Here is a 15,245-nt window from a genome sequence, read left to right on the forward strand (position 1 = left end):
CTGCTCGGGAGCACTGCCTCCCGTGCGATGGCCGACGGCACTCCGACCGGTGGCGGCACTTCGGCCACCGACGAGGTGACCCACCGCGGTCGGGCGCTCGACCTGTGGTCGACGGGCGGCCCCGAGGTGCGTGCCGCCGCGGAAGTCGCTCTGACCGGCAGTGACGATGACGTACGCCACTTCCTCGACACAGCGCAGGATGCCACGTTCCAGGACGAGCGTGTCGCCGTGGCCCAGCTCGCCAGCGTGGGCGGACTGAGTCTGCAGGACGCGGCCCGCAAGGCGCTGGACGGAACACAACACGACCTCGAGGACTTCCTGGACTCCGGCTGGCAGGACCCGCTGTTTCAGGATCAGCGGGTTCAGGTCGCGCAGGCCATCGATGCGGGCGGTCCGGAGGTGAAGAAGGCCGGGCAGGCCGCGCTGAACGGGACGCCGGACGACATCAGGGCGTTCTTGTCGACTGGCCAATACGACCGGCGGGCGCAGGACGAGCGGGTCGAGGTCGCGCAGATCATCAGCGTGGGCGGCTCCAACGTGGCGGCGGCAGGCCGGATCGCGCTGAACGGTTCGGCGGACGACATCCACGAGTTCCTGGAGGTCGGCCAGTACGTGGCGCGCGCCCGCGACCAGGAACACGCCACGGTCGCCCAGCTGGCGGCGCAGGCCACGAAGGCCGGGAGCAGTGCGGCCGCGCAGACCAAGGCGGCCAAGGACGCCTCCGCGCGCGCCGTGACGGCGGCGAAGCTGGCCAAGGAGGCTGCACAGAAGGCGGCGGCCGAGACCCAGGCCTCGAAGAACGACTCGGTGCACGCCGCTTCGGCGGCCAGCCGGGCGGCGTCGGCGGCCAAGCAGGCCGCGGAGGCCGCGCAGGAAGCGATCGACGCGGCGACCGCCGCCAACAACTCCGCCCGGCTGGCGGCGAGCGCCGCCGAGCAGGCCGCTTCGGCGGCGGTGGGTGCCGCGCAGGCCGCATCCCGCGCGCAGAGTGCCGCCGCGGACGCGGCCACGGACGCGGGCAAGGCCTCCGCGGCGCGCAAGGCGGCCGACGACGCCCGCACCGCAGCCAAGGGCGCACGGTTGGCGGCGGACGCCGCCAAGCAGGCCGGCAACGCGGCGGCCGACGCGGGCAACGCGGCCAAGGCCGCCGCCGACGCCGGCACCAACGCCGACGCCGCCGCCGACGCCGCCGACCAGGCCAACACCTACGCCAACCAGGCCGGCGTCCACTCCTCCGAGGCCGGTGCCGAAGCAGCCGCGGCCCACCGCCACGCCCAGGAAGCCAACCGCGCCGCCAACTCGGCTGCGTCGCTGGCCGCGGAGTCGGCCAGCGCGGCCAGCGACGCGGAGGACGCGGCCAACGCGGCGGCCACGCATGCGGACAACGCCGCCAAGGACGCCGATGACGCGGCCAAGCACGCCGGCGAAGCTGCCACTGCCGCAGCCCAGTCCGCGGCACACGCCAAGGCCGCCCAGGGCGCGGCCGACGCCGCCACCGCGGCCGTCGCCAAAGCCCAGAAGACCCACGTCACCACCGTCAAGATCGAGACGGAGGAGCTGACCGAGCGCACCAACCTCGGCATCGCCAAAGCCAAGGACCTCAAGGCCCAGCAGGACCAGCAAACAGCCGCCGACACGGCAGCCGCCCAGCAGGCCAAGGACACCGACGCCCAGGCCAAGAGCCTGGCGGCGCAGGCCGCCCAGCCCGGAGCCGACCCCAAGACCATTGCCCCGGCCGGCCGCAAGGTCGCGCTGGCGACGATGCAGACCGGTGGGCCGTGGAGCCAGGGCGCCGCCGAGAACGCCCTGACCGGCACCGACCAAGACGTCCTCGACTACCTCACCACCCGCCGTGACCAGGCCGCCCACCAGGACGACCGCTACCGCGTGCAGACCCTGGCCCAGGAAAGCTCCCTGGCCTCGGTGCGCAGTGCCGCCGAGGACGCGCTCAAGGGCAGCGACGACCAGGTCTCCGCGTTCCTCGCCACCGGGCAGTACGAGGCCGGGGCACAGGACTTCCGGGTCGCCATCGCCCAAATCATCGACGCCAGCGGACCTGTGGTGCAGCAGACCGGCCGCGCCGCACTGGACTCGAATGACCCGCAGAAATACCGGCAGTTCCTCACCACCGGCCAGTACCAGGCACGCAACCAGGACGAACGTGTCCGCGCCGCCCAGCTCGCCGACCCCAAGAACAGCGCCAGCGGCCCGGACGTGAAGTCCGCGGCCCGCATCGCCCTGGAGGGCCCCGATGACCTGATGGACCAGTTCATCCACGTCGGGCAGTACAAGGCGCAGCGGCAGGACTTCCTCGGCGCCACCCACACCGCGCAGATCGCCCAGCTGATCGCGGACGCCGCCGGGGTTGCGGCCACCGCCCAGCAGAACGCCGCCCAGGCCCACAGGGCCGCCGCTCTCGCGGCCAGGGCCCAGGACAAGGCTGCCGACTGGGCGAAGAAGGCCGATGCGTCGGCCAAGCAGGCCAAGGGCTACGCCGACCAGGCGGCCCAGTCCGCCAAGGACGCGCAGGCCTCCGCCGACCAGGCGGCCGCCTCCGCCCACACCGCCTCCAAGGCCGCCGCCTCCGCCAACCAGGCCGCGAGCGACGCGGCCACCTCCGCCGTCGACGCCGCCGGCTCCGCCCAGTGGGCCCAGGCCTCCGCCACCGCCGCCTACACCGCCGGAGAGCAGGGCCGCGCCTCCGAACTCGCGGCAGGCAAGGACTCCAAGGCCGCCGACCAGGCCTTCGCGGACGCCTTCCAGGCGGCCGTGCAGAAGAAGGAAGCCGAACGCAAGGCCGCCGAGAAGGACACCGGGGCCCAGGATGAAGCACGCTACCGGTGCGGCATGCTCGGCTGCGACCCCGTGGAACACCCGGCCCGCTACTGCCAGCACAACGAGGTGCTGTGCGACCTCGCCTCCATGGGCCCCGGCGCCGAGGTCGCGGCCGAAGAGCTGTGGACCGTGGAGAAGGACTTCGGCCTCGGAAATTGGTACCCCTGCAGCAAGGGCGACCTCGAAGCCTGCACGCAACTCGCTGAAGACCAGGCGTTCCGCAGCAAGTGGAAGCTCCTCGAAGAAGGCGTGGAAGCGCTTCAGGACCTGCGCCGCCTCCGTTACTTGAAGGCGTGCACCCAGTGCTTCCCAGCCGGCACCAAAGTCCTCATGGCCAACGCCGGCCCGCGGAGCATCGAGACGATCCACCCGGGCGACACCGTCCTGGCCACCGACCCGCTCACCGGCCGCACCGCACCCCGCAAGGTCAGCCGTCTCATCATCACCGACGGCGACAAGCACTTCGACGAACTCACCATCGCCACCCCCGACGGCCCCCGGAAACTCACCGCCACCTACGAACACCCCTTCTGGAGCCCCTCAGCACACCACTGGATCAAGGCCCACGACCTCACACCCGGCACCACCCTCCTCAGCACCCACAACGCCCCCGTCCGGGTCCAGGCCAACCGCCCCTTCGACCAGCACACTCGCACCTACAACCTCACAGTCGACAGCTTCCACACGTACTATGTGCTGGCCGGCACGACGCCGATCCTCGTGCACAACTGTGACGCGAAAATTCCCGATGTCGCGCTCGGGACTTCCGATCACGGGCTTGAGGACTGGGCGAACGGCAACGGCTACACGCATTTCATGGGCAATTCCATGGAGGACGCTTTGGCTGCCGTTCGCGATGTGTTGAACGGCCATCCCGAAACGCACGTACATGTGCGCCTTGATGGCTTCAAATTGTCGGGAGGCAAGGCCGGTGGAACCCCCGCCGAACTCTTCGACGACGCCGTCAAGGAAGGCCAGGGGAAATATTGGTATACCACGCAGAAGGAGATGGCATACCTGGAACGAGCCTACCGCGTAGGTGAGCTGCCCCGGAACAGGCTCACCTTCTATCTGGGAGGAAAAGACGTCACCGATGAAGTCTTTTCGGGATCCAAGTACCTAGGGGGTTCTTGAAATGCCTCCTGCTCGATGGGAACGCAGGTTTCGGGTGTGGGACTACTCGGTAAGCTATCAGCGACTGCTCCTGCGCAGCCTGACCGAGTACTCCCCGACTCGAGTGGACGTGCTCTTCTCAAACGTCAACTTTATGCATCTACCCACCGATTTCGACCGGTTTGAGGTGCACGAGGACGATCAGTTCATCATGCCGGGGGTGGAGATCGAGAGCCCGCGAGGAAAATGGTTCATCGTCAACGAGGGTGTTGGCTATGTCCATGCGACACACTGTCAATGGCACGAAGATGAGGGGAACTCCATGACGCCCTCCCGCTTTGGACCGTTCAGGCCGACGGACTGAGATCCATAAAGTTCATGCAAAACTCCTGTGCCGCTGCGCGAGAGGATCGCAAACTCGCTCATCGGTACAGGAGTCTTCATGCTGCTGCCGGGCTCAGTGCGGGAATGCCCGGGGCGGCCGCTGCCTGGGCAGTTCCTCGCGGAAGGCAGCGATGGCGGAGCTGATCTGGCGCATCAGAACGGTGTCCTCCAGTTGATCGAGATAGAGGTTTGCGCGTGCGAGGACGGGCAGATCGGCGCAGAAGTACAGTGCCATCAACGGGTTGACGAACAGTTCGCTGCCGCGGGTGCGCTCGGTGAAGCGTACGTCGCCGAACTCTCCCCGCACGGCGGCGGCAACGGAGCCGTGCACGATACTCGGATGACTTGCGTGGCACCGCTGGGCATGGGCCACCGCGTCGAGGTAGGCGGCACCCTCAGGGCTTTTGCGGGGGAGTGAGAACGCACCCAGGTAGCCTCCGGCGCGGTCCAGGGCGGCCAGGTTCTCCAGCACCAGAGAGTGGTTGACCCCGTGGTAGGCGTCCACACCGAAGCCCACGCAGACCACGAGCCGGTGCGGGACCTCGTCGAGCCCGGCGACGGCCGCCAAGCTGGCCATGTCCTCCTCCGGAGTGCCGAGGCCGTGCTCGTCCCCGCGCATCAGGATGTCGGTTCCGCCGTCCACGAGTACAACCGCATCCACGCCGCCCAAGTGCTCCAGGAGGGCCCGGTAGGCGGCGCGCAGCGGCTGGACACCCGTGCGGGGGAAGGCGTACACGGTGTCGGGCAGTTGCTGCGAGTGGAGCCACTGGGCGAGGGAGCGCTCGGGGAAGTAGTCGCCACGCAGTGGGGTGTCCGGGCGGACGGCGGCGACGTCTTCCGCCACCCAGGATCCCAGGTCCAGGCCGTACAGGTCGGAAAAGGACAGGCTGGCCATGTGGACCTGGGCGCCGGCCGACCGCAGTGCGAGGGCCAGGGGTAGTCCGGCGTAGACGTCGAAGCCCCCGCCCGCACCGGCGACGAGGACCCGGTCCGCCTCGCGCAGGCGGGTGAAGAAGACGGGCTCACGGAGGGAGATCACCACCAGACCCTAGCAACGCCCGATCAGTCCATAGGCTCGGGCCGTTTCCTGTGCGGTGAGGCGGGCGAGGCGCTCGTGGCGTTGCCTGGTGTTGGAGCGTTGGGCGATGTCGGGGACGCCCCAGGTCTCACAGGCGGTGCCCGGCCGGTCGGTGACCATCCGGCCCCAGCGCACCGGGCCGGCAGGGAGCCCGCCATCTGTCGTCTTCGTCGACCAGGGCCAACGCCGCGTCATCCCGGCCACCGAACGTGGCGCACCACACGGCCAGTGGCTTCGGGCCGAGGTTGCCGGGCAGGCGTTCTACCGCGAGGTGCACTAGCGTTGCCTCCACGATGGGAAGGTTGCCGGGGGGCCCAACCGCCCTGTGGCGTTCAGGCTTGGGGTGCAGACGTCACCAGCAGTGGGCCCCTGTCGTCCCCGGGTCGCGGCACCCTCGCTGATCGGCGAGACGATGAATGAAGCCCGATCGAGCGCTCAGGCAGTCGGCGTACGCGTCCAGCCCATCCGGCACCGAGTGTGCCCTCACCCTGGCACGCCCGTCGACCGAGTGCGTGAGCAGACACCCTCGCCTCGCAGCCGGGCGCTACGTCACGCCATCATGCGGGTCATCCTGCCTCCCCGCACACCTCATCAAAGGTAGAGAATCCCTCGTGCCACCACGACCGTATCGTCAGCGGTCGACTCGCCCCTCGGACACTCCTTACTCCTTATAGCGATGCGGAATCGAGGGCCTCGACCTAACGGTCGCGGTCCTCGTTGCGTTGTCGTACATGATCGTGACGCCCAGGACGTCGTAAAGGGGCTCTCTCTCCTCGGCGTCGGCGGCTTGGACACGTTGTGCGATGTTTCCGAGTCTGTCAGTTGCGCGTCGTTGATCCACTGGGTGACGACGGCCGGGTCGGCTCCGGAGCCGAGGGCGGCTTGGTAGCGGGCGAGGCGCCGCTCGCATTCCTTGATCGCCGGGCGGGCTTGGGCCTGCTCGGGGGTCTGGGGCTGTGCGGCGTTTGCCGCGATGCCGGCCTGGCTGAGTGCGGTGATGGTGGCGGTGAGCCGCTCGGGGGTGCAGGCGCGGGCGATCCATGCATCCCGTGCCCGGCAGATGATGTCTTCGCGCAGGTTGATGGTGCGCGGATGATCGAGTCCGGGGTAGAGGGCTGCTTCCTGTTCCTCGTACTCGCATCGGTAGTAGACGCGGTCGCGGATCGCAGAGGGCTGCATCTTGCGTCCGCACGGAGTGCACTTCGCCCGGCCTCGTAGGACGTAGACCCGCCGGCTGCTTCGCCGGTTAGGGCGTTCCTGCCGCTGGTAGGTGCGGGCGCGTTGCCTGCGGGCCCGCTGGGCGGCTTCGAAGGCTCAATTTTCGCTATGGGCGGGTGCTGGACGGCCGCGCCGGGCACTTTCCGGGGCGGCCGCGTGCGGGTTCGGCAGCGCCGGTCAGATCCGACGGCGCGCCGACTCCTCGAGCTGTTCGACCAGTTCCGCGGCCATGGCCTTGATCGTTTCCAGCCCCGTACGCCCCCAGGGGTGCGGGTCCTGGTCGACTACGCAGATCGTGCCGAGCACCACGCCGGTGCTGTCTATCAGCGGTGCGCCCAGGTAGGAGTGGACGCCGATCGCGTCGACCACGGGGTTGCCGGCGAACCGCGGGAAGTCCCGGATGTCCTCCAGCACCAGCGCCCGGCGGCGCTTGACCACGTGCGGGCAGATGCCCATGTCGATGTCGCGGGGCATGACGCGGCCGGGCACCGGGTCCTCCAGCAACGGCGGTCCCACGTGGACCGTGGTGTCCTGTGCGATGCTGTACAGCCCTGCGAAGTACTGGCGGTCGGCGTCGAGGAAGAAGTTGACGCCGGCGTAGCAGCCACCGGTACGGTGTGCCAGATTCCGTGCGAAGGCGTCGAGTTCCGTATCCGGACGGGCTTCGATGCCCAGCTCGCGCAGCCGCTCGGTTCGGGTACGCACCTGTGGGTCCTCCGGGGGAAGGAGCAGGTGGCGCAGGGCGATCCCGGACTCAGGCCCGGAGGAGTTGGTCGGTGTCGCTGCCATGGGAACTCCTTGTCGTGAGCAGATGCTGAATCAGTTCGAGCAGCACGCGGATGCCCGCGCTCTGGACGCGGGCGTCGCACAGCACGACCGGCACCTCCTGCGTGAGGTCGAGAGCGGTCCGCACCTCCTCCGCGCGGTAGCGGTGGGCGCCGTCGAACTCGTTGACGGCCACGACGAAGGGGATGCCACGCCGCTCGAAGAAGTCCACCGCTGCGAAGGAGTGCTCCATCCTGCGGGTGTCGGCGAGGACCACCGCCCCCAGCGCTCCCTCGGAGAGCTCGTCCCACATGAACCAGAAGCGTTCCTGCCCCGGCGTGCCGAACAGGTACAGGACATGGGACGGACTGAGCGTGATCCGGCCGAAGTCCAGGGCCACCGTGGTGGTGGCCTTGTTCTCCACTCCGTCCAGCCGGTCGGTGGCCGCGCTGACGGCGGTCAGTATCTCCTCGGTGCTCAGCGGCTCGATCTCGCTGAGCGCGTTGACGAAGGTCGTCTTTCCCACGCCGAACCCGCCGGCGATGAGCACCTTGATTCCCACCGGCAGGACTCCGGCGGGCAGCGGATCACAGTCGTTTGAGGAGGCCATCGCGTACCGCTTCCAGGAGGTCTCGATCAGGTCGTGCGCAGTGGCCCGGGGAAGGCGGGGGCGCATCATCTGCGACCACCGCTCCTCCCTCGGCCAGATCGGACAGCAGCACCTTGACCACGGCGGCGGGCACCTGCATCCGGGCCGCGACCTCGGCGACGCTCACAGGCCGCTCGCACAGCGCCAGCACCTGCGCATGGTCCAGTCCGAAGGCGCCCTGCGTCTGGGCGCCAGTGGCCTGCACCACGGTCACGAGCGTGAAGTGGGACGTGGCCCTGGTCCGGCCGTCGCTCACGGTGTAGGGACGGACCAGCCGCCCGACCGCTTCGTCGATCAGCGGTCCGTCCGGAAGGACCGGCGTCATCGGTTACCCCACCGGGTGCCGGGGCGGTGTGGCCAGGTGCGGGCGCACGCTCTTCACCATCATCCCCATCTCGTAGCCCAGCACCGCTGCGTCCGCCTCGCGTCCGGCCAGCACCGCCAGCACCGCGCCGTGCCCGGCGGCCGAGACGAACAGCAGCGAGGTGCTGAGTTCCGTCACGATCTGCCGCACGTCACCGCCGTCGTCGAAGTGCCGGCCCGCGCTGCGCGCCAACGAGTACAGCCCACTGGCAAGGGCGGCCAACTGGTCCGCGGCGTCCTCGTCGAGTCCCTCCGCTGCCTTCACCAGCCCGTCCGAGGACAGCAACAAGGCACTTCGGGTGTGTGGCACCCGGTTCACCAGACCCGTCAACAGCCAGGAAAGGTCTTCGCTCGCCACGATCGTGTACTCCTCTTCGACGGAAGGAAACGGCTTGCTGGACGGGGCCCCGGGCCTTCGGGGCTGCTCGGCTGTCAGTGCGTCTCCGCTTCCTCGGCTCTGCGCAGTCCGGTCTGGAACGCGGCCATCAGGCCCGGGTCGTGTGCGATGTCTTCGGCGGCACCGGCGCTGGGGACCGGGTGCGGCCGTTCGGCGGCGTGGTCCTGGCGGCGTCGCCGAGGCAGCCGCGGACGGTCGTCCTCGCCGTCGGAGGGCACCGGGGCGGGCTGGATTCCGGACTCGGACACGAGCGGATCCGCAAGGACACCCACCACTGTGGCACGGGGGTCCGCCGTCCCAGGTTCCACCGGGTCCTGCGGCCCGGCGTCAGAGGCCGGGACGGTGTGGTGGACGGACGCGGGAGCTGCGGGCTGCGGGCCGAGCAGTGCCTTGGGCAGCACCATGACGGCCTGCGTGCCGCCGTAGACGTTGCTCAGCAACTGCACGGCGATGTCATGCCGCTGAGCCAGGGCGGAGACCACGTACAAGCCGATCCGGCCGTCCTGCAGCAGCTCGCCGAGGGCTACCTTGTCGGGTGCACTCAAAACGGTGTTCATCTGGTTGCGTTCGGCCGGGGACATGCCCAGGCCCCGGTCCTCGACCTCGATCGCCACCCCCGCGGCGACGGGCTCCACCCGCACGTGCACGGTGGTCTGGGGCGGTGAGAAAACCGTGGCGTTCTCCAGCAGCTCGGCCAGCAGATGGACGACGTCGACCACGGCGTGGCCGCTGACCGTTCCATCGATGGGCGGCACCAGCTTGACCCGAGCGTACTGGTCGATCTCTGCGACGGCGGAACGCAGCACGTCGGTCAGGCCGACCGGGCGGGTCCACTGGCGGTGGGTGTTCGCGCCGCCGAGCACGGCCAGGTTCTCGGCGTAGCGGCGGATCCGGGTGGACAGGTGATCCACCCGGAACAGCCCCTTGAGCAGGTCGGGGTCCTCGACCTCGCTCTCCAGGTTGTCCAGCAGGCCGATCTCGCGGTGCACCAGGGACTCCAGGCGGTGCGCCAGGTTGGCGAACACCTCGAGCTGCTCCAGTCGGGAGCTGTGTTCCGCACCGACCGCACAGGCGGCAGTCTCCAGCAGGGCTGCCTCCGCCTCGTGCCGGGCCGCAGCGATCTCGAATCCAAGGCGGGAGAGTTCGTCCGGGCCGGTCTGCGGCGGCAGTTCCGGCCGGCGCCGCACAGCCCGCTCCCCAGCCCGCAACCGGCGGCACAGCGACTCCAGTTCGGCCCTGCCCTCCGCCGTGGCACGGGTCAGCTCGGCCAGCTCGGCACGGTTCCGGTCGGCCGCGCGGGACAACTCCGCCCAGTGCCTGGTGACTGCTCGGGCCTTCGCCGAAGCCCGTATGCCCGCGATCCCGGACGCCACGGCGCCGATGAGGACCAGGGCGGTGAACACCGCTCCCTGGTCCGCCCGGTCCAGGTGGCCATCGCTGACCAGCGCGGTGGCCACCACACCGGTCACGGCGACCACGCCCGGCGGCAGCACGGCTGCCAGCACCTGACGCCGCCTCAGGAATCCACTTCGTGACTCGGCCGTCCGGGCGGTCATGGGTGACACCTGCCGGTCGTCCGGCGGCGTGGAAGGCTCAGGCATAACAGTCCCCGGACAGTACGATGATCGGACCGAGCGCGCACGGTACCGCGTACCAGGACTCCGGTGTCAGCCCCTGGCGCGCACAGAGATCGAACCGTTGTCCTTCGACTTCGCTTTCGGCGCGCCCGTCCCGGTCGCGCGCGTACACGGCCACGAGCACGGGGGGACAGGATCATGCCTGCGGCCGTCACCATGAGGCTGGTGCGGATCGGCTCGTTGCTCGGCGGACACCTCGCGGAGGTGTGGGGTTGCCTCTGCTGTTGGCCCGGGTGCCGCCGCAGGCCAACCGCGAGCGCTGCTCTCGCCACCCGCGTGGCAAGCAACTGCCGGACCGAAAGGCTTGATCACCGATGTGTACGGCACTCCGGTCGCCGTCCCGCCAACCGGAGGGAACCGTCATGGCTTCAACCAGTTCATGCTCCTGCTCGACGCGATTCCGCACCGGACCCTGGCGGCGCCGCCAGGGTCCGGTGCGGGCCTGACTCGCTGTTCGGGCCCGCCGTTGCCTGCCGCCCACGACACCCTGGTGCTGTGCGCCCTGGCCAAGGATCGTGCGGACCGGTACCAGACCGCCGAAGAGATGCGCGACGCCATCGGGAAGGTACTGGCAGGCCGTGCCACGACGGTCACCCTGCCGCCGCCGTTTCCGCCTGCGACGGTTGGGCACACCCAGCTGCCGCCGGCCCAGGATCCCCGGAAAGAACGCCTCGTGCGCCGACGGCGCGTCCGCAGGGCGCTCCGGGCGATGGTGCTGCCGGCGGCCGCCGTGGGCATCTACGTGATCACCGGATCCCACGCCGCTGCTCACGCCATCCTGCGGGTCACCCTGTCTCCCGAACGCACCTCATCAGAGGTAGAGCCTCTCTTGCGCCACCACGACCGTGTCGTCAGCCGTCGAATCATCCCTCGGACACCAGCAAGGCCCCTGTTCACCAGGGGTCTTGCTGGTGTCCGGCTCATCCGCGAATCTTCACCGTGACGGTGTACGTGCCCGCGCCGCCGACGCACGGCCGGGCCTCGCCGCAACTGGTGCGGTGGGCCGTGATCTCCGCCGAGCCGGACCGGACGGCCCGCAGGTCGAGTTCGACGGTGCCGCATCCGGCGCCCGGGGCACAGGAGTGGGCCGGTGCGACCCGAGGGGTGCCGGCGGCGGCCAGGGCGGCCGGTGTTCTGCTGGTGAGGCCGGACCAGTAGGTGCTGTGCAGCGTGACCACCACCGGGGTGCCCACCGTGGCCGAGACGGTGGTGCGGTTCGCGTGCTCGTCCAGCCGGAGAGGTGCGGGCGTGGCCGGCGCGGCGGGCTGCACGGTGTCGGCGCCGCAGGCCGAGAGGGTGGCGAGAGCCAGGCATGCGCCGAAGCGGAGTGCCACGTGGGTGCGCGGGAGCGTCATGAACGAGCCCCTCCTCATTTCCGGGCGTTCTTGTGCCGATGGGACGGCTCCGCCCCGGCCGTGGTTCCCTGCCGGGGCGGAGCGTGTCGAACTGTGCCCGGGGGCCTCAGAAGGTCAGGAGGCGTTGAGGGCGGTGTCGTCGACGACGAAGCTGGTCTGCAGGCTGGAGTCCTCGGTGCCGGTGAACTTCAGGGTCACCGTCTGGCCGGCGTAGCTGGACAGGTTGAAGGACTTGAGCGCGTAGCCGCTCGCCGCGTTCAGGTTGGAGTAGGTGGCCAGGGTCGTGGAGCCGACCTGGACGGTCAGCTTGTCGTAGGCCGAGGTCGTGGTGGTCTCGGCGGTGTCGACGTGCAGGTAGAAGGAGAAGGTGGCGCTGCACCCGGACGGGATGGTCACCGACTGGGACAGGGTGTCGGTGTGGGCGCTGCCGTAGCCGTCCATCCAGGCCTTCCAGCTGCCCGAGTGGGCCGGCTCACCGCTGGAGTTGTCGATCACGCCGGTGCTGGCGGTCCACGGCGAGGCGGTGCCGGTCTCGAAGCCGGGGTTGCCGAGCTTCTGACCCGGGCTGGCGCAGCCGCCGCCGGTGTTGCTGACGGTCCAGGTGAAGGAGGTGCTGCCGGAGGCTCCCGTGGTGTCCTTGGCGGTCACCGTGACGGAAGAGGTGCCGGCCGTGGTCGGGGTGCCGGTGATCTTGCCGCTGGAGGAGATGCTCAGCCCGGCGGGGAGCCCCGTCGCGCTGTAGGTGAGGGTCTGGCCCGAGGCCGAGTCCGAACCGCTCATCTGCAGCGAGACGGCGGTGCCGACCGTGGAGGTCTGGTTGCCGGGGTTGTTCACCGTGACCGTGTTGCCCGAGCTGCCGCCGCCGACGATCGGGTGGGAGATGGCGCACGCGTTGGTGTCGTTGGACCAGCTGGCCTGCTCCGCGAAGGTGCCGGCGGTGCCCATGGTGATGTTGGCCGCCCCGCCGGTGGAGCCCGGCGAGATCCAGGCGCACTCGTCGGAGTTCTCCTGGCCGTTGTACGAGCTGCCGGTCTGGTTGGTCCAGCCGCCCGCCGGGTTCTGGTCCGACATCATCTCGTGCCACTCGTGGCCGAGGGTCATGGTCCAGCCGTCGAGCGTTCCGGGCGAGTTGACGAAGCCGACGCCGCAGCCCGCGCCCGAGTCCATGTTGTACGGCTGGTTGCTGAACGCGATGTCGCCGTAGTTGGACGTCACCGCGCCACCGGTCAGCGTGGAGTCGCCGTTGTAGTCGTGCCAGGCGCAGTACTGCCCCTGGTACGAGTCCGGGTTGGTGCCGTGCGGGGACAGGATCACGTAGTACGCGTCACGGTTCGACGCGGCCGTGGTGTTGCCGAAGTGGGCGGCCGCGTTGACGGCCTCCACGCCGAGCTGGTGTCCCGACGCGGCACTCGGCGAGGCGGTCGAGTTGTCGTACCAGACGCCGGCCAGCACGCCGCCGCTCTGGTAGGGGATGTAGTTGGCGTTCGAGGGGCAGCTGGTGGCGCCGGCCGAGACGTTCGGGCCGTCGCACCACTGGGTCAGGTCGGCCGACCACAGCTCGTTGCCGGTGCCTATGCCCTTGAACATCTCCTGGGCGACCGGCGCGGCGCCGTCCGCGTCACCGGTGAAGGTCGCGTCGCCCTTGCTGTTGGTGCCCTGGGTTCCCCACTGGTTGCCGTAGAAGACCAGGTAGACCTTGGAGTGGCCGCTCTGGACACCGATGCCGTCGATGCCGCCGCCGTAGGCGAGCGTCTCCGGCCCGGTCGCGGCAGCCGTCGACGGCTGGGACTTCGCCCACGCCTTCATCTTGGCGTGCTGCTGGAGGGTCGGCACGACGCCGTGCCGGTACGCGTGCTTGTACGCGGGGCTGTACGGGTTGACGACGGAGTGGCTCGACGCCTTCGGCGCGGCGGCTGCCGCCTGGGGTGCGGCGGCCACCATGCCGCCGACCACCAGTGCTGCGGCCGACATCAGGACGGCGGATCCGTGGCGGGTGAACCGCCGGAGCGGGTGGGGTCTCGCGTGGTCCGGGTTCTGCGATCGCAAAAGACTGACCTTCCTGGGGAGTCGGCGCCCCACGGCGAGAAGCGGGGGTGACCAGAGCATGACAAGTCGCCTGTTGGCTACGACGCTGGTCAACTGGTGCCGGGGGGCTTGGGGGAGCGCACGTTCTTCGATGTGAGCTGTACTGCCACCCCGGAGAGTGGTGGCCGGATGTGATGCTATTGAGTTCCACCCCGGTCGACTATCCGCCGACGGCAAAGTCTTTCCCTCGTTCAAGGGGCGCAGGCGAGCCCCAACCCGTCGGAATCGGGACGGATTTGATGTCGCGCGTCCTTCACGGGGGGTCCGGAGCGTAACGGTTATAGCGTGTGACCCCATGGACGTGGATGACGGATCGGTCGGTGACCTCACGGCACTGGGCCTGGCGCGCTACGAGGCGCGGGTCTACCTCGCGCTGGTCAGGCGCGAGTCGTACACCGCCACCGAGGTGGCGCGTGAGGCGGACGTGCCCCGCCAGCGCGTCTACGACGTACTCGACGGCCTGGTGCGGCGCCGGCTCGCCACCGTCCGCCAGGGCCGGGTGGCCACGTTCTCCGCGGTCGCACCCGAACTCGCCACCGCCCGGCTCATGGCGCTGCAACGCGAGTCCCTGGAACGGCTCGAGCAGGTGTCCTCGGCGCTGGTCACCGCTCTGCTGCCGGTCTGGTCCGACGGGCGCACCAAGACCGACCCGCTCGACTACATCGAGGTGCTGCGCGACCCCAAGGCCATCGCCGAGCGCTTCGCCGACATTCAGGAACAGGCCGGACGCGAACTGCTGAGCTTCTGCCGACCGCCCTTCCTCGCCCCGGTCGCCAACACCGAGGGGATCGCGGCGGTGCGCCGGCTGCGCAGGGCAGGCGGCCGGGCCCGGGCCGTCTACACCCACGACGCTCTCGGCGACGCGGAAGTCCTCGAGCACGTGCGGTGTTTCGGCGAGGCCGGGGAGGAGGCACGGTTCACCTCCGAGTTGCCGCTCAAGCTGATCATCGCCGACGCCTCGCTCGTGCTCTGCGACATGCCGGACCCGGTGGCCGGCACCGGCGCCACCACCGCGCTCTACATCGAGCACCCGGCGCTCGCCCACTGCCTGCGACTGACGTTCGAGAGCGTCTGGGGGCGCGCCGAGCCGGCCGGTACCGCACGCGGCGTCTGAAGGGCGTCACCCCTGATGGAGCGGGTGCGCGGCATCGGGCCCCGGTCTCCGCGCCGGGCCGGACGGTCCGGGTGGTACCGGGCGGACGCCGGGGTCGTCACCGCGCCCCACCTCTGGGCAGCAGGTCGATGCCCGCTCGCCGCTGTGCCGTCACTCCGAGGCCATCGACCGTCCACGGAGGCGGATGAGCATCTGGGGGGCTTCGGGTGTATTCATCGTGCACCTATCACCGACCCTGCTGAGGAAACATGT

13 protein-coding genes are annotated in these 15,245 nt (G+C 69.8%); 4 read left to right on the top strand and 9 right to left on the bottom strand.

Annotated elements, in window-relative coordinates; genetic code table 11:
- Positions 1-27 precede the first annotated feature (27 nt).
- Complete coding sequence (locus P3H78_RS08915; RefSeq protein WP_276108289.1) at positions 28-3,969, top strand: polymorphic toxin-type HINT domain-containing protein; 3,942 nt, start codon at positions 28-30, stop codon at positions 3,967-3,969.
- A 34-nt stretch (positions 3,970-4,003) separates the two neighbouring features.
- A complete protein-coding gene (locus P3H78_RS08920) occupies positions 4,004-4,312 on the top strand; it encodes a hypothetical protein (RefSeq protein WP_276108290.1) in 309 nt (102 codons plus the stop codon).
- A gap of 93 nt (positions 4,313-4,405) precedes the next feature.
- Here the strand turns inward: P3H78_RS08920 and P3H78_RS08925 are convergent, their stop codons facing one another.
- The 7 genes from P3H78_RS08925 to P3H78_RS08955 form a co-directional block, all read right to left on the bottom strand.
- Complete coding sequence (locus P3H78_RS08925) at positions 4,406-5,371, bottom strand: DUF1152 domain-containing protein (protein WP_276108291.1); 966 nt, start codon at positions 5,369-5,371, stop codon at positions 4,406-4,408.
- Positions 5,372-6,001: 630 nt separating this feature from the next.
- A complete protein-coding gene (locus P3H78_RS08930; RefSeq protein ID WP_276108292.1) occupies positions 6,002-6,589 on the bottom strand; it encodes a hypothetical protein in 588 nt (195 codons plus the stop codon).
- A gap of 216 nt (positions 6,590-6,805) precedes the next feature.
- Complete coding sequence (locus P3H78_RS08935; protein WP_276108293.1) at positions 6,806-7,417, bottom strand: GAF domain-containing protein; 612 nt, start codon at positions 7,415-7,417, stop codon at positions 6,806-6,808.
- Positions 7,383-8,003: a GTP-binding protein gene (locus tag P3H78_RS08940; RefSeq protein WP_276108294.1), complete on the bottom strand. Its 621-nt coding sequence runs from the start codon at positions 8,001-8,003 to the stop codon at positions 7,383-7,385. Before P3H78_RS08940 ends, P3H78_RS08935 begins: the two co-directional genes overlap by 35 nt.
- Positions 7,981-8,367: a DUF742 domain-containing protein gene (locus P3H78_RS08945; RefSeq protein ID WP_276108295.1), complete on the bottom strand. Its 387-nt coding sequence runs from the start codon at positions 8,365-8,367 to the stop codon at positions 7,981-7,983. The genes P3H78_RS08940 and P3H78_RS08945 overlap by 23 nt, the downstream gene beginning before the upstream one ends.
- 3 nt (positions 8,368-8,370) lie before the next feature.
- The gene (locus P3H78_RS08950) at positions 8,371-8,763 is read right to left on the bottom strand and encodes a roadblock/LC7 domain-containing protein (RefSeq protein WP_276108296.1); all 393 of its coding nucleotides are present in this window, start codon (positions 8,761-8,763) and stop codon (positions 8,371-8,373) included.
- A 74-nt stretch (positions 8,764-8,837) separates the two neighbouring features.
- Complete coding sequence (locus P3H78_RS08955; RefSeq protein ID WP_276108297.1) at positions 8,838-10,358, bottom strand: sensor histidine kinase; 1,521 nt, start codon at positions 10,356-10,358, stop codon at positions 8,838-8,840.
- 385 nt (positions 10,359-10,743) lie between these two features.
- On the opposite strand from P3H78_RS08955, the gene P3H78_RS08960 reads away from it, so the two are divergent.
- A complete protein-coding gene (locus tag P3H78_RS08960; RefSeq protein ID WP_276108298.1) occupies positions 10,744-11,382 on the top strand; it encodes a serine/threonine-protein kinase in 639 nt (212 codons plus the stop codon).
- On the opposite strand, the gene P3H78_RS08965 is transcribed toward P3H78_RS08960, so the two are convergent.
- Both P3H78_RS08965 and P3H78_RS08970 read right to left on the bottom strand, forming a co-directional pair.
- Complete coding sequence (locus P3H78_RS08965) at positions 11,360-11,794, bottom strand: hypothetical protein (RefSeq protein ID WP_276108299.1); 435 nt, start codon at positions 11,792-11,794, stop codon at positions 11,360-11,362. The genes P3H78_RS08960 and P3H78_RS08965 overlap by 23 nt on opposite strands.
- 114 nt (positions 11,795-11,908) lie before the next feature.
- Positions 11,909-13,765, bottom strand: a complete 1,857-nt coding sequence (locus P3H78_RS08970; RefSeq protein ID WP_276108300.1) for a putative Ig domain-containing protein — start codon at positions 13,763-13,765, stop codon at positions 11,909-11,911.
- Between the two features lie 409 nt (positions 13,766-14,174).
- On the opposite strand from P3H78_RS08970, the gene P3H78_RS08975 reads away from it, so the two are divergent.
- On the top strand, positions 14,175-14,993 hold the full coding sequence (locus tag P3H78_RS08975) for a TrmB family transcriptional regulator (protein WP_276108301.1): 819 nt from the start codon (positions 14,175-14,177) through the stop codon (positions 14,991-14,993).
- The last annotated feature ends 252 nt before the right edge of the window (positions 14,994-15,245 follow it).

This window comes from Streptomyces tropicalis, assembly GCF_029269835.1.
Taxonomy (GTDB): Bacteria; Actinomycetota; Actinomycetes; order Streptomycetales; family Streptomycetaceae; genus Streptomyces; species Streptomyces tropicalis.

Excerpts from the sequence above, each read along its gene's own strand:
- P3H78_RS08915 (WP_276108289.1), top strand. The coding sequence starts at position 28 with ATGGCCGACGGCACTCCGACCGGTGGCGGCACTTCGGCCACCGACGAG.
- P3H78_RS08975 (WP_276108301.1), top strand. The coding sequence starts at position 14,175 with ATGGACGTGGATGACGGATCGGTCGGTGACCTCACGGCACTGGGCCTG.
- P3H78_RS08970 (WP_276108300.1), bottom strand. The coding sequence starts at position 13,765 with ATGTCGGCCGCAGCACTGGTGGTCGGCGGCATGGTGGCCGCCGCACCC.
- P3H78_RS08930 (WP_276108292.1), bottom strand. The coding sequence starts at position 6,589 with ATGCAGCCCTCTGCGATCCGCGACCGCGTCTACTACCGATGCGAGTAC.
- P3H78_RS08965 (WP_276108299.1), bottom strand. The coding sequence starts at position 11,794 with ATGACGCTCCCGCGCACCCACGTGGCACTCCGCTTCGGCGCATGCCTG.
- P3H78_RS08945 (WP_276108295.1), bottom strand. The coding sequence starts at position 8,367 with ATGACGCCGGTCCTTCCGGACGGACCGCTGATCGACGAAGCGGTCGGG.
- P3H78_RS08940 (WP_276108294.1), bottom strand. The coding sequence starts at position 8,003 with ATGGCCTCCTCAAACGACTGTGATCCGCTGCCCGCCGGAGTCCTGCCG.
- P3H78_RS08935 (WP_276108293.1), bottom strand. The coding sequence starts at position 7,417 with ATGGCAGCGACACCGACCAACTCCTCCGGGCCTGAGTCCGGGATCGCC.
- P3H78_RS08955 (WP_276108297.1), bottom strand. The coding sequence starts at position 10,358 with ATGACCGCCCGGACGGCCGAGTCACGAAGTGGATTCCTGAGGCGGCGT.